The organism is Streptomyces sp. NPDC057280 (assembly GCF_042668605.1).
GTDB lineage: Bacteria > Actinomycetota > Actinomycetes > Streptomycetales > Streptomycetaceae > Streptomyces.
The window spans coordinates 127668-141726 of sequence record NZ_JBHUYR010000005.1 but is presented as its reverse complement, the minus strand read 5'-3'; the positions used below and the strand labels follow the sequence as shown (position 1 = coordinate 141726).

Sequence of the window (14059 nt, the reverse complement as noted above, 5' to 3'; positions counted from 1 at the left end):
GCGAGCGCATGCGCGGACAAGCTTCAGCGCTTGCATCGACTTGTTTTCCACAACCCGCGATCCGTACGTGCGCGAGTCGCTACGCTCGGTGACGGGAGGTGGTCACATGCACATCCGCGAACTTGATCCCACCGCATCGCCTCTGGACTACTACGGGTACGAGCTGCGCAGACGGCGGGAGGAAGCGGGGCTCACTCTGGCGCAGCTCGGGGCGATCGTGTTCTGTACGGGGTCTTTGATCGGGCAGATCGAGACGGCGACGAAGGTTCCGCAGCGGGAGTTCTCGGAGCGGGTGGACGCCGCGCTGGGGACGGACGGAATGTTCTCGAGGCTGGTAGGGCTGGTGCTGCGGAGTCAGTTGCCGAACTGGTTTCAGCCGTATGCGGAGATGGAGGCGAAGGCGGCGTACATCTCGACGTACCAGTGCCAGCTGGTCCACGGGCTCCTGCAGACGAACGCCTACGCCCGAGCCGTACTCGCTGTGGAGCACTCGGACCGGCTCGACGAGATGGTGGCGGCACGAATGGACCGGCAGCGCATCCTGGCGCGGGAGCAGCCGCCGGTGCTGTGGGTCGTGCTGGACGAGGCCGTGCTGTATCGCGAGATCGGCGACAGGGAGGTCATGCGGGAGCAACTGGCACACCTGTTGGACCTGTTCGGGCGACAGTGGATGGAGATCCAGGTGCTGCCGTTCTCGGCGGGGTCGCATGCCGGGATGATGGGCTCGTTCAACCTGCTCCGGTTCGACGACCATCCCGACCTGCACTACAGCGAGAGCTACGACCAAGGCCATATGACGGCCAATCCGTCGGTGATCAAAGAGCGTTCCCTCGGTTACGCTCGCCTGCAGGCCGCGGCTCTCGCACCGCGGGACTCGGCCGCTCTGATCGCCCGCGTAATGGAGGAACGCTATGGGGAGCAACCTGGACGTGACGCGAGCGCAGTGGCGTAAGTCGTCGTACAGCGGAAGCAGCGGCGGTGATTGCGTCGAGGTAGCTCAGCTCGCCCCCCACATCGCCGTCCGTGACTCCAAGAACCCCCACGCCGGGGCGTTTTTCGTCACCCAGGAAGCCTTCACTCGCTTCGTGACGGCAGCCGGTGACGGTGTCCTCCGTTGACGCGTGACGGCGGGACGGCCGGAGGCGGTGGTGGCTGCGCCCCGGCGAGGGCGTCGAGAAGGCGCCCGCGGATCGGGCGGAGCCTCGGCGCCCGTCGATAGGCCAGGTGGCGTTCGAGGGGCCAGAAGACGGGCTGGCCCGTGGTGCGTCCTGGTTCCGTCATGGCGGGCTCGGCCGCCGGGTCCACCCCGTCCTTCCACTCCACGTCCTCGAACGTGCCGTCCTCCGCGGCGCTCCCGACAACGGGTCCCGCCAGCACGTCGGTCGTACGGTGAATGTTGATCCAGGCGTGCAGGGCCTTCAGGGCGTGGACCGATTCGGCGGGCGCGTAGCCGGGGTAGTGGCGCTGGAACACGACACCGACCGGGCTGCCCGTGGTGAGCAGGGCGATGCGCCAGCGCAGGTCGGGCCGCACCTGCCACAGGGCCGCCACGGCGATCACGGATCCCATGGAATGCGCCTGGATCAAGAGGCGTCTGTCGCGGCCCTCCTCGTCCAGCAGGTACTCGATCCGGTGCACGAGTTCGGGGACGGTGCGCACCGCCCAGGCCGCCGGGGTGAACGGGTGCGCCGCACGCGGCCAGAACGCGCCGAAGGCCCAGGCCAGCCCCGCGTTCCGGCGCATCTCGGGGCGCAGCACGACGGCTCGTACGGCGAACACGGCCACCGCGACGAGACCCACGAGGATGACGGCTCCGAGCGTCGTCAACTGCTGAAGTACGTCGACCATGACGTCCCGTACGCCCGCCAGCCAGGAGCCGTCGCCGACCCAGTAGGCCCCGTACATCGCGCAGGTCAAAAGGACGACCAGGACCGCGAGGGTGGCCAGGCCGCGGTCATACCAGATCAGGGCACGGACTCCGGCGTACTCGGCGAACCGGAGCCTTTTCCACTGGCGTTGGTTGTCGAGGACGTCGTCGGGGTCCGCGTCGGGGTCGGGGGCGGGGGGCGAGACGTTCCGCAGCCAGGGGCGGTGCAGGGCCGTGCACGCGGCGGCGACCGCACCCACCGCCACGCCGAGCAACACGACCAGCGGGAAGGCCGCCGCGACCACCTGGACGGCTCGCGGGATGAGGGCCGCGTACGGGTCACCGTCGGGGGTGAGCCAGCCCTGGAGCCACAGGGAGAACGCCGCGGTGTACAGCCAGCCCACGAAGCAGGCCAGCACGCCCACCACGGGCCCCAGCAGCCCGTACAGGGTCGTCCTGGACGCCGAACCGGTCTCCCCGCGGACCATGGCGAGGCAGGCGATGACCATGAGTACGAGGCCGACACCCTGGGCGATCACCACGTAGTTCGCCTCCGCGCCCATGCCGGGCAGCATCGTGGAGCGCTCGCGGGCGGCGTCCCAGTCCCGGTCCGGCACCGCGCTGCACACCATGGCGCCGACCGTCACCGCCAAGCAGCCGCCGACAGCCCCCTTCGCGTACCGCAGAGGCCATCGCAGCCTTCGCCGTGGTTCGCCCATGGTTCCGTCGCGCTGGACGTAGCTGGCGCGGAAGTACGGGCCGTCGATCACCACGAGGACGGCAATCACCAGGGTCAGCACGAACAGAGCCAGGGCCAGGGTGGCGTCGCCCTCGCGCAGGTCGTACTGGAGCGGCGGGACGATGAGCAGCATGGCCACCGTGAGCAGTCCCGCGCACAGGTGCCGTGTGGTCAGGCCCTTCGCCCGCGTGTTGTGCTCCCAGAAGCCGCGGACCTCCAGGGGCCGCCGGGTGCGGTGTCCGTTGCGCCGGTGCCGGTCCTCCTCCTCGGCCTGCTCGTAGTCCTCACGCGAGGCTGTCCTGAGCACCGGGCGATACTCGCGTTTGGCGTCCCGGGCGCTGAACGCCATCAGGGTGCCGACGATCAGAGGCGCGAGGGCCGCAAGGGCCAGGCTCGTCCCGGTGTCCGGCTCACGAGCCGCGGTCACCGCGAAGTTGCCCGAGACGCACTCGGCGGTTTCGGCTCCGCACTGCCAGACGACCTGGTCCATGGCCGCCTGTCCGAACACGCCGACCAGCATCACCGTCAGGGAGAGTCCGAGCAGCCGCGCTCCGAAGCTGTACAGGGAGCCCTGCCATGAGCGCTCCGGTAATCGTGGCTGCATCCACGTCACCAGGTTGATCACGAGAAATGGCAGGAGGAAGAGCCAGGCGGCCCGGCCGGCCCCGCCGATCAGCAGCCGGGGCCAGTCGTACACCTCCCGCACGGTGCGCGGCCCGTCCGTGTCCTCCTCCGCGGGCCGGTACCAGCCCGCGCTGTCGTCCCCGCTCACCTGGCGTACACCGGGTGGCCGGAGAACCTCCTCGCGGTCCACGACGCCGGTGCCGGGTATGACCAGTTCGACCAGTTCTACCGGCCTTGGCGAGGGTGGCTCGCCGACGTGCGCGCCCGGTGTTCCGTTGTCCATGAGAGATCAGGGTGAGGCTGCCCACGGCTGCTGACAATGCGCCGAATGTACGAGAAGTCGACTGTCCGGGAGGCGGCCCGAGCTTCCCACGCGTCTCAGGAACCGTCCTCCTGAACCTTCGCCTTGCCCCGCCCCGTCTGCGTCAGGACCACCCCCATGCTGGCCGCGATGACCAGGGCGATCGCGACCGCCTCCGTCGCGGACAGGGCCTGGCTGAGGACGAGGAAGCCGGCCGTCGCGGCGATGGCCGGTTCCAGGCTCATGAGGATGGCGAAGGTGGAGGCCGGCAGGCGGCGCAGGGCGATGAGTTCCAGGGTGTAGGGCAGGACCGAGGAGAGGACGGCCACCGCCGAGCCCAGAGCGACGGTCGTGGGGTCGAGCAGCTTGGTGCCGGACTCGACGATGCCGAGCGGCAGGAACACCACCGCCGCGACCGCCATGGCGAGGGCGAGCCCGTCGGCCTGCGGGAAGCGGCGGCCGGTGCGGGCGCTGAAGACGATGTACGCCGCCCACATGGCGCCCGCGCCCAGGGCGAAGAGGACGCCCACGACGTCGAGGCTGCCGAAGCCGCCACCGCTGAGCAGCACGACACCGGCGAGGGCCAGCCCGGCCCACACCAGGTTGATCGCGCGGCGGGAGGCGAGGACCGACAGGGCGAGGGGGCCGAGGACCTCCAGGGCGACCGCCGGACCGAGCGGGATGCGGGCGATGGACTGGTAGAAGAGGCCGTTCATCCCGGCCATCGTGAGCCCGAAGACGATCACCGTGGCCCAGTCGGCGCGGCTGTGCCCGCGCACCCGCGGCCGGCACACCACCAGCAGCACGATCGCCGCCGCCACCAGCCGCAGCGTCACCACGCCGAGCGCCCCGGCGCGCGGCATCAGGCTCGCCGCGAGGGCACCGCCGAACTGCACGGAGATGCCCGCGGACAGCACCAGGCCGATGGAGCCGAGGGAGCGTCGGCGAGGGGTGGCGCCCGTCGGCGGCCGGGCGGCTGAGGTCTCGGCAACCGGGGTTGCCGCGGGCGAGTCGGCGGCGGTGCTGGGGGTGGTCACGGGGCCTTCCAGGGGTTCGGCACGCGGGACGTTCATCGCGATGTACTGTCAAGTCCAGAGTAATGGACTCCGACAGGAACGTGAACCCCTTTTGCCACTGACCCGTCCGGAGCCGCCCCCTACCGCCGCGCCATGTACAGGTCCAGCGCCTTCTGCAACAGCCGGTTGATCGGGAAGTCCCACTCCCCCAGGTACTCGATGGCCTCGCCGCCCGTGCCGACCTTGAAGCGGAGCAGGCCGAGGAGGTGGTTGGAGTCCTCCAGGGTGTCGGTGATGCCGCGCAGGTCGTAGACGGCGGCACCCAGCTCATGGGCGTCGGCCATCATCCGCCACTGCATCGCGTTGTTCGGCTGGACCTCGCGCTTGTGGGCGGTGGAGGCGCCGTACGAGTACCAGACGTGCTCACCGACCGTGAGCATCGTGGCCGCGGCGAGGACATCGCCGTCGTGGCGGGCGAGGTACAGGCGCATGCGGTCGGGGTGTTCGGCGTTGAGTACGGTCCACATGCGCTGGAAGTAGGCGAGCGGGCGCGGGATGAAGCGGTCGCGTTCGGCGGTCTCGGTGTAGAGGGCGTAGAACGCCGGGAGATCCCCGGGGCCGCCGCGGACGACCTCGACTCCCGCCTTCTCGGCCTTCTTGATGTTGCGCCGCCACTGCTGGTTGAGGCCGCGGTGGATCTCGTCCAACGACCGCCCGGCGAACGGCACTTGGAACACGTACCGGGGCTGTCCGGCGGCGAAGCCGTCCTCCCCGCCCGGCTCCGTCTGCTGCCAGCCCGCCCGCCGCAGCCGGTCGGCGACATCGAAAGCCCGGGGTTCGTACGAGGTCGCCTCGGCGTCCCGCAGCCGCCGGGCGGCCGGGTCGGCGATCGCGGCCTTCACGGCGTCGGCGCTCCAGCGGCGCACGACGACGGGCGGCCCCATCTTCACCGAGAACGCGCCCTGCTGCTTGAGGTGCGCGAGCATCGGCTCCAGCCAGCGCTCGCCGAGCTCGGGGTCGTACCAGTCGACGATCGGCCCCTCGGGCAGATACGCGAGGTACTTCCTCAGCTTCGGCACCGGCCGGTACAACACCAGCCCCACCCCCACCAGCCGCTCCCCCTCGTCGAACCACCCGAGACTCTCCGCCCGCCAGTCCGGCTTCACCTCGCCCCAGGCGGGGATCTGCGTGTGGCTGGCGGAGGGGCGGGCGGCGATGAAGGCGAGGTGGTCGGGGCGGGGGATGGGACGGACCCGCAGGGGCATGCGCGAACTCCTTCACAGGGCTGGGCATCTGGTGGACACGCCGGCGATCTAGGGTTCCAGCATGATCGAAGGCAAGTTGGTGAGGCTGCGCGCCTTGCGGGCGGAGGACGCGGAGCATCATCTGCGGTGGCGCAACGACCCGGAGGTGGTGCACTGGGCCACCGGCGGCGACCCGATGTTCGGCCCGGTCACGGCCGAGGCCGTGGGACTCGCCTTCGAGACGATGCTGCGGCTGATCCCGCGGGAATCGGCCGTCCTGACCGTCGAGGACCTGGCCGACGGCACGGTGATCGGCATGGCCGACTACCGCGACCTCGATCCGTACGCCGGGGTGGTCACGGTCGGCGTCACCATCGGCGAACGGGACCGCTGGGGCCACGGCCACGGTTCGGAGGCGCTGCGGCTGCTGGTGGGGCACCTGTTCGGCAGCTTTCCCCTCCACCGCGTCGAACTCGACACCTGGAGCGGCAACACCCGCGCCGTCCGCGCCTTCACCAGGGCGGGCTTCCGGGAGGAGGGCCGGCGCCGGGGTGCGGTGCTGGTGGGGGGCGAGCGGTACGACAGGGTGCTGTTCGGGGTGATGCGGGAGGAGTGGGAGGCGGAGGCGGTCGTCTAGGGGTTCAAGTCCTCCTCCATCCCTTCCTCCAGCCCTTCCGCCAGCACCTCCGCCAGATGCCTCCCCCGTACCCCCGCCAGCTGTTCCAACTGCGTCCGGCAGGAGTAGCCGTCCGCCAGGACCACCGAGCCGTCGGCGGCGGCGCGCACGGCCGGTAGCAGCTGGTCCTCCGCGCAGGCCCGCGACACCTCGAAGTGCCCCGCCTCGAAACCGAAGTTGCCCGCGAGGCCGCAGCAGCCGCCGCTCAACTCGCCTTCCAGGCCCGCCGCTTCCCGCAGGCGGCGATCGGCGGCATCGCCCAGGACCGCGTGCTGGTGGCAGTGGGTCTGGCCGACCGCCGGGCGGTTCACACGCGGGGGCGTCCAGTCGGGGGCCAGGCGTTGCAGCGCCTCCGCGAAGGTGAGGACGCGGGACGACAGTGCGGCCGCGCGCGGGTCGTCGTGGAGGAGTTCCGGCAGGTCCGTGCGCAGCGCCGCCGCGCAGCTCGGCTCCAGGACGACCACCGGGAGGTCCGTCTCCAGCACCGGCGCCATCAGGTCGAGGGTGCGGCGCATGACCGTACGGGCACGGTCGAGCTGGCCCGTGGAGACGTAGGTGAGTCCGCAGCAGACCCGGCCGCGGCGGGCCGTGAGCGGGGCGAAGGCGGGTGAGGGGGTGTGAAGGGTGGGCGGGAGGACCAGGGAGACGCCCGCCGCCTCCAGGACCCGGACCGCCGCCTGCCCCACCTGCGGTGACAGGTGCTCGGTGAAGGTGTCCGGCCACAGCACGGCAGAGGCTCCGCCGGCGATGCGCCCCCGGGTCTGGCCATCGCCCGTACGCCCCCTGGCCCGGCCATCGCCCGTACGCCCCCTGGCCCGGCTGTCAGCCATACGCCCCTGGGTCCGGCCACCCGGCACACGCCCTCGAATCAAGCCGCCGGTCCCACGCCCCCCGCCCCGCTTCCCCCACCACGCCGTGAACGTCTCCCCCGCCACCCGCGGCAGCCGCCGCTCGGGCGCGATCCCGCCCAGCCGTTTCGCCGCCCACGCCAACGGCCGCACGGCGGCCAGCGCGTTGACCGCCCACGCCGTGCGCGTACGCGCCACCGCCCGCAGCCACACCGGCAGCCAACCCATCGCGTAGTGGGCGGCCGGCCTGCGCCGCCCGGCGTAGTGGTGGTGCAGGAACTCCGCCTTGTACGTGGCCATGTCCACCTCGACCGGGCAGTCCGAGCGGCAGCCCTTGCAGGACAGGCACAGGTCCAGCGCCTCCCGCACCTCCTCCGAGCGCCAGCCGTCGGTCACCACCTCGCCCGCGAGCATCTCGTGCAGCAGCCGGGCGCGGCCGCGCGTGGAGTGCGCCTCCTCGCCGGTCGCCCGGAAGGACGGACACATGACCCCGGCGCCCGCGGACGTCGTACGGCACTTCGCTACGCCCACGCAGCGGCGGACCGCCGCCGAGAAGTCGCCGCCGTCGCCGGGGTAGCCGAAGGCCACGTCGACCGGTTCGCGGGGGAGGACCGAGAAGCGGAGGTTGGTGTCCAGCGGGGCCGGGCGGACCAGCATGCCGGGGTTGAGGAGGTCGTCCGGGTCCCAGACGGCCTTGGTGCGCTCGAAGAGGGACACCAGCTCCGTGCCGTACATCCGCGGCAGCAGCTCGGCCCGCGCCTGCCCGTCGCCGTGCTCCCCGGACAGTGAGCCGCCGTGGGCCACGACCAGGTCGGCGAGTTCCTCGGAGAAGCGGCGGAAGCGGGCGACGCCCTTGTCGGTGAGCAGGTCGAAGTCGATGCGGACGTGGATGCAGCCGTCGCCGAAATGGCCGTACGGCGTCCCGCGCAAGCCGTGCGCGCCCAGCAAGCTTCTGAAGTCCCGCAGGTACGCGCCCAGTCGGCGTGGCGGCACCGCGCAGTCCTCCCAGCCGGGCCAGGCCTCGGAGCCGTCCGGCATCCGGGTCGCCGTGCCGGAGGCGTCCTCCCTGATGCGCCACAGCGCCCGCTGTCCGGCTGGGTCGGTCACCACCAGCGCGTCCACGACGTCCGTCGCCCGCACGACCGTCTCCGCCCGCGCGCGTGCCTCGGCCTCGCTGTCGCCGCCCGTCTCCACGAACAGCCAGGCCCCGCCGCGCGGGAGGGCGGCCGCCGAGGGCACCAGGTCGGCCGCCATGCCCTCCACGGTCAGGGGATGGTGGGACAGCAGCCCAGCGGCGGCCTCGGCGGCCGCGCCCTCGTCCACGTACCCCAGCACGGCCAGCGCACGCGCGCGGGGCGCCGCCACAAGGCGTACGACCGCTTCGGTGAGCACTCCGAGGGTGCCCTCGCTGCCGCAGAAGGCGCGGGCGACGTCGGCGCCGTGCTCCGGCAGCAGCGCGTCCAGTGCGTACCCGGAGATGCGGCGGGGCAGCTCCGGGAAGCCGGTGCGCAGCCGGGCGAGGTCGCCTGCCACCAGGTCGCGCAGGCCGTCGGGGGCGCCGGCCCAGTCCTGCCCGAGCCGCAGCCGCAGCCCGCGCGCGGTGATCACGTCGAGTTCCCGGACGCTGTCGGCGGTCGTGCCCCAGGCGACCGAGTGCGAGCCGCAGGAGTTGTTGCCGATCATCCCGCCGAGCGTGCAGCGGCTGTGGGTGGAGGGTTCGGGGCCGAAACGCAGGCCGTGCGGGGCGGCGGCGTCCTGGAGGCGGTCCAGGACCAGGCCGGGCTGGACGACCGCCGTACGGGACTCGGGGTCGAGGGAGACCAGGCGGTTCATGTGGCGGGTGAAGTCCAGCACCACGCCGGTGCCGGTGGCCTGGCCGGCGATCGACGTCCCGCCGCCGCGCGGCACCACGGGCACGCCGCGCTCCCGGCACACCGCGAGGACCGCCGCCACGTCGTCGGCGTCTCTCGGCGCCACCACCCCCAGCGGGACCCGCCGGTAATTGGACGCGTCCATGGTCATCAGCGCCCGGGACGTGACGTCGAACCCGACCTCACCCCGGACGGCCGCCCGCAGCGCCGACTCGAGATCCGTCATGGCACCAGCATGCATCCGACCACTGACAGTGACGAAACACCGACGGCGACGAACCCACCGCGCGCCGCCGGAATCTGTGAACGCCTCCAGAACCTGCCCAGTTTGATCACCAACTCCCATATAGTGACCGCTAATTGAGCGACAGGTGTCGCTTCTCGCCCAGGAATGCACAGCGGCCCCCGACCGAGGACCCGACTCATGACCGCCCCAAACCTGCCCGGCGAACGACCCACCGCCCGCGCCCTCCTGCCCGCCCCGCTGCTCACCGCCGTCCTCGCCGCGCTCGCGGTCGCCGGCGCCGTGGCCCGGGCACCGGAGTCGGTACGCCTCCCGCTCGCCCTCGGTGCCGGTGCGGGCGCGCTGCTGCTGACCGCGGCCGTCGCCGTGGCCGTCCACGCCAGGCAGCACACCCGGATCACCCGCCGCCGCCTCGAAGCCGTCACCCTCGACGCCGGGCGGCTGCTCCAGGACCGGGCCCGGCAGAGCGCGGAGTTCGACCAGGAGCGCGTGCAGCTGACCGAGGAACTGACCCACGAGCGGGCCCGGCACACCGCCGAACTCACCCGGGAACGCGCCCGCCTCACCGCCGAGTTGGAGGAGCAGCGGGCCCGCCTCACCGCCGCGAACGCCCGCCTGACCGAGCGCGCCCGGCGCGCCGAGCAGGAGCGGTCCACCGCCCTGTCGGCCACCGCCAACGCGGCGGGCCGCATGCAGGCCCTGGCCACCGGCATGCTCGCCGACCTGCGCGCCATGGAGGAACGGCACGACGACGAGGACGTCCTCGCCGACCTCCTCCACCTCGACCACCGCACCGCCCAGGCGGGCCGCCTCGCCGACTCCGTCGCCGTCCTCACCGGCGCCCGCTCCGGCCGCCGTTGGGCCCGCCCGATCGCCATGGAGTCGATCCTGCGCGGCGCGATGGGACGCATCAGCGGCTACCGGCGGGTGCGGGTGCACTCCGCCTGCGAGGCCGCCGTCGCCGGGCACGCCGCCGAAGGCGTGATGCACGCGCTCGCCGAACTCCTCGACAACGCCGCGAACTTCTCGCCGCCGACCGCCGAGGTCCACGTGTACGTCGAGGAGGTCCCGGCCGGGGTCATCGTCTCCGTCGAGGACAGCGGCCTCGTCATGGGCGAGGTCCAACTCCGGCGCGCCGAACGGGCGGTGTCGGGCGACGACGCCGAACTCGGCGGCCTCACCGGCACCCGCCTCGGCCTCGCGGTCGTGGGCCGCCTGTCCCGCAAGTACGGCCTCACGGTCTCCTTCCGCCCCTCGGCCCGCGGCGGCACCGGCGTCCTGATGCTCGTCCCCCAGGACATCCTCGTACCGGAACAACTCGCGACCCCACCGCAGGGGGCGCTGACGCTTCCTCCGGTGGAGGGTGCGGGAGCGGGAGCGGTCAAGGAGACGGCAGCGGGTACGGCGGTACGGGCCGGCAGCACCTCGGCCGGACCGGAACCGAGCACGGAGGCGGACCCGGCGGCCCCGGACGCGCCGTCCGTCCCGGCCCCCGACCCGGTTCCCACCCACGAGTCCCCCGACCACAGCGCCGCCACCCTTCCCGACGACCTGCCCGCAGGTCGCTCCGAGGACCGCTCCGAAGGCGGCCCGGAAGGACTTCCCGAAGGACTCCCCGACGGACTGCCCAAGCGCCGCAGGGGTCGCGCCCTCGCCGAGGCCGAGCGGGAGCAGCGGGAACGGGTGCGCGCGCGTGCCGCCGAAGCGGCCGGGTCCAGCGGCTCCCCGCGCGCCACCGGTGTCCCCGGTTTCTCCAGTGCCGCTGGGTTCACCGGCTCCACCGGACACGCCAGGCCGGCCGACGGCGCCCCCGCCCGAGCCGTCCGCTTCAGCAGCTTCCGCCAAGCCGTGCGCAACACCCTCACCGACCAGAGCGACCCCGCCACTCCGGCGCCCGCGGAGACCCCCGAACCGTCCACCCCGGCCCACACCCACCCCACCCCGGAAGGCGACCCCACGTCATGACCGGCACGACCACCGCCGACGAGAAGCTCACCTGGCTCATCGAGGGCCTGCTGGAGCGCACCCCGGGCGCGCGGCACGCGCTCGTCCTCTCTCGGGACGGACTGAAGTTGTGCCGGACGCCGGAGCTCACCGTCGACCAGGCCGACCAGCTCGCCGCGATCGCCGCCGGCATCCAGGCCCTGTCGCAGGGTGCGTCCGTGGAGTTCGGGGACGGCACCGGCGGCGTACGGTCGGCGATGACCGAGTTCTACGGCGGTGTCCTCTTCATCGTGGAGGCCGGCGAGGGCGCTCACCTGGCCGTCGTCACCACCGAGGACGCGGACGCCGGCCTCGTCGGGCACAACATGAGCGAGCTCGTCGAACAGCTCGGCGCCCATCTGACCGCGCAGCCCCGGACGTCATGAGCCGCCCCGGCAGGGACGACTCACCCGACCGTCTGTACACCCTCACCGGTGGCCGTGCGCACACCACCGCGGACAGCCCTTTCGACCTGGTGACGCTCGTGGTCGCCGAGTGCGATCCGACCCCCGGCATGCAGTCGGAGCACGCGGCGATCCTGCGGCTGACCCAACTGCCGACGGCCGTCGTCGAGTTGGCGGCCGAGCTGAAACTGCCGGTGAGCATCACCAAGATCCTGCTCGGCGACCTGCTCACGGCGGGCCGCGTCAGCGCCCGCCATCCCCGTAAAGCCGCCGTCCCCGATCCCGACGTCCTGGAACAGGTGCTCGTTGGACTCCGCAACCTCTGAGGCAGCCGTCGAGGCAGCCGCCCGCACCCCTCTGGGTGCCACCGCCGACAACGGCCTCAAGATCGTCGTCGTCGGCGGTTTCGGCGTCGGCAAGACCACCCTCGTCCGCTCGGTCAGCGAGATACGTCCCCTCAACACCGAGGAGACGATGACCCGGGCCGGTGAGCACATCGACGACATCAGCGAGATCCGGGGGAAGTCGGCGACCACCGTCGCCTTCGACTTCGGCCGCATCACGCTCGACGCCCGCAATGTGCTGTACCTCTTCGGCGCCCCCGGTCAGGAGCGGTTCTGGTTCCTGTGGGACCGGCTGTTCTCGGGGACGCTCGGCGCGGTCGTCCTCGTCGACACCCGTCGTATCGACGACAGTTGGTACGCCATCGACCGGCTCGAGCACCACGGCACGCCGTTCGTCGTGGCCTGCAACGACTTCGGCGGCCCGGCCTACGCCCCGCGGCAGATCCGCGACGCCCTCGACCTCGATCCGCAGGTCCCGCTGCTCGACTGCGACGCCCGCTCCCGGGCCTCGGGCAAGCAGGTCCTGATCACACTGGTGGAGCACGTCCGGAACACGTACGCCGCCCAAGGCCCCGGCAAGACGCAGAACGTACGCGAACAGGACGCGTACGCCACCCACGCCCCCGTATCCGAACAGGAGTTGACGCGGTGACCGCCCCCGTACCCCTCAGCGGCCCCAGGTTCCAGACCGAACCGGCGCGGCTGTACCGGGAGATGCGGCGCGACCACGGTGCCGTCACGCCGGTCGTGCTCGACGGCGACATCCCGGCCTGGCTGGTGCTCGGCTACCGCGAGCTGCACCAGGTCACCGGCGATCCGGTGCTGTTCAGCCGGGACTCCGAGCTGTGGAACCAGTGGGACCGCATCCCCGACGACTGGCCGCTGCTGCCGATGATCGGCCGCAAGCAGCCGTCGATCCTCTACACGGTCGGCGAACGGCACCGCGAGCGGGCGGCGATGATCAGCGAGGCGCTGGAGGCGGTGAGCCCCTCCGAACTGCGGGCCTACGCCGAGAAGTTCGCCGACGAGCTGATCGACGCGGTGTGCGCCGAGGGCGAGACGGACATCGTCGGCAACTACGCGATGCTGCTGCCGGTCCGGGTCCTGGCCCGGCTGTACGGCTTCTCCGACGAGCAGGGTCCGGGCCTGGTCACCGCCCTCAACGACATGATCGACGGGCGGGAGCGGGCCCTCGCGGGCCAGACGCACCTCGCCGGCTCCATGTTCCGGCTCCTCGCCGACCGGCGTGCCGCACCGGCCGACGACGTGGTCTCGCGGATGCTCGCCCACCGCGGCGGGTTCACGGACGAGGAGATCGCCCAGGACCTGATGGTCATGATGGCGGCGGGCCACCAGCCCACCGCCGACTGGATCGGCAACTCGCTGCGGCTGATGCTGACCGACGAACGGTTCGCGGCCTCCCTGTTCGGCGGCCGCAACAGTGTCGCCGACGCCATGAACGAGGTCCTGTGGGAGGACACGCCGACCCAGAACGTCGCCGGGCGGTGGGCGTCCCGCGACACCCAGCTCGGCGGGCGCCGGGTCCGCGCCGGCGACCTGCTGCTGCTCGGCCTCCAGGGCGCCAACTCCGACCCGCAGGTCCGCACCGACGGCTCCACGCTCACCGGCGGCAACAGCGCCCACTTCTCCTTCGGACACGGCGAGCACCGGTGCCCGTTCCCCGCGCAGGAGATCGCCGAGGTCATCGCGCGCACCGGCATCGAGGTCGTCCTGGACCGCCTGCCCGACATCGACCTCGCGGTCCCCGCCGACTCCCTGACCCGCCGCCCCTCCCCGTGGCTGCGCGGCCTGACCGCCCTACCGGTCCGCTTCACACCGGTGCCGACCCACTGAGCCCACGCCGGTACCGGTCCGCTTCCCGCCTGTGCCCGCGCTCT

At 72.3% G+C, this 14059-nt stretch carries 12 protein-coding genes; 8 read left to right on the top strand and 4 right to left on the bottom strand.

Annotated elements, in window-relative coordinates:
• Positions 1 to 106: 106 nt before the first annotated feature.
• Both ACFUO4_RS28195 and ACFUO4_RS28190 read left to right on the top strand, forming a co-directional pair.
• A complete protein-coding gene (locus tag ACFUO4_RS28195) occupies positions 107 to 952 on the top strand; it encodes a helix-turn-helix domain-containing protein (protein WP_383490072.1) in 846 nt (281 codons plus the stop codon).
• Positions 912 to 1118: a DUF397 domain-containing protein gene (locus ACFUO4_RS28190; RefSeq protein ID WP_383490069.1), complete on the top strand. Its 207-nt coding sequence runs from the start codon at positions 912 to 914 to the stop codon at positions 1116 to 1118. Before ACFUO4_RS28195 ends, ACFUO4_RS28190 begins: the two co-directional genes overlap by 41 nt.
• Here the strand turns inward: ACFUO4_RS28190 and ACFUO4_RS28185 are convergent.
• From ACFUO4_RS28185 to ACFUO4_RS28175, 3 genes are all read right to left on the bottom strand, one after another.
• Positions 1075 to 3513 (bottom strand): hypothetical protein, encoded by a 2439-nt coding sequence (locus ACFUO4_RS28185; protein WP_383490066.1) that lies wholly within the window; start codon positions 3511 to 3513, stop codon positions 1075 to 1077. The genes ACFUO4_RS28190 and ACFUO4_RS28185 overlap by 44 nt on opposite strands.
• Before the next feature lie 95 nt (positions 3514 to 3608).
• Positions 3609 to 4568 (bottom strand): DMT family transporter, encoded by a 960-nt coding sequence (locus tag ACFUO4_RS28180; RefSeq protein ID WP_383490738.1) that lies wholly within the window; start codon positions 4566 to 4568, stop codon positions 3609 to 3611.
• A gap of 119 nt (positions 4569 to 4687) precedes the next feature.
• Complete coding sequence (locus ACFUO4_RS28175; RefSeq protein ID WP_383490063.1) at positions 4688 to 5812, bottom strand: lipid II:glycine glycyltransferase FemX; 1125 nt, start codon at positions 5810 to 5812, stop codon at positions 4688 to 4690.
• A gap of 61 nt (positions 5813 to 5873) precedes the next feature.
• On the opposite strand from ACFUO4_RS28175, the gene ACFUO4_RS28170 reads away from it, so the two are divergent.
• On the top strand, positions 5874 to 6428 hold the full coding sequence (locus ACFUO4_RS28170; protein WP_383490060.1) for a GNAT family N-acetyltransferase: 555 nt from the start codon (positions 5874 to 5876) through the stop codon (positions 6426 to 6428).
• Here the strand turns inward: ACFUO4_RS28170 and ACFUO4_RS28165 are convergent.
• On the bottom strand, positions 6425 to 9412 hold the full coding sequence (locus ACFUO4_RS28165; protein WP_383490057.1) for an FAD-binding and (Fe-S)-binding domain-containing protein: 2988 nt from the start codon (positions 9410 to 9412) through the stop codon (positions 6425 to 6427). The two genes, ACFUO4_RS28170 and ACFUO4_RS28165, sit on opposite strands and share 4 nt — an antisense overlap.
• A gap of 198 nt (positions 9413 to 9610) precedes the next feature.
• Between ACFUO4_RS28165 and ACFUO4_RS28160 the strand changes: the two genes are divergently transcribed.
• Genes ACFUO4_RS28160 through ACFUO4_RS28140 form a run of 5 tightly spaced genes read left to right on the top strand, consistent with a single transcriptional unit; the run spans position 9611 to position 14015 of the window.
• Entirely contained in the window at positions 9611 to 11395 is a 1785-nt protein-coding gene (locus ACFUO4_RS28160) for an ATP-binding protein (RefSeq protein WP_383490054.1), read from the top strand.
• On the top strand, positions 11392 to 11799 hold the full coding sequence (locus ACFUO4_RS28155) for a roadblock/LC7 domain-containing protein (protein WP_079306837.1): 408 nt from the start codon (positions 11392 to 11394) through the stop codon (positions 11797 to 11799). The genes ACFUO4_RS28160 and ACFUO4_RS28155 overlap by 4 nt, the downstream gene beginning before the upstream one ends.
• Positions 11796 to 12143: a DUF742 domain-containing protein gene (locus ACFUO4_RS28150; RefSeq protein WP_079306839.1), complete on the top strand. Its 348-nt coding sequence runs from the start codon at positions 11796 to 11798 to the stop codon at positions 12141 to 12143. Before ACFUO4_RS28155 ends, ACFUO4_RS28150 begins: the two co-directional genes overlap by 4 nt.
• Positions 12124 to 12813 (top strand): ATP/GTP-binding protein, encoded by a 690-nt coding sequence (locus tag ACFUO4_RS28145; protein WP_383490049.1) that lies wholly within the window; start codon positions 12124 to 12126, stop codon positions 12811 to 12813. Before ACFUO4_RS28150 ends, ACFUO4_RS28145 begins: the two co-directional genes overlap by 20 nt.
• Entirely contained in the window at positions 12810 to 14015 is a 1206-nt protein-coding gene (locus tag ACFUO4_RS28140) for a cytochrome P450 (protein ID WP_383490046.1), read from the top strand. The genes ACFUO4_RS28145 and ACFUO4_RS28140 overlap by 4 nt, the downstream gene beginning before the upstream one ends.
• The last annotated feature ends 44 nt before the right edge of the window (positions 14016 to 14059 follow it).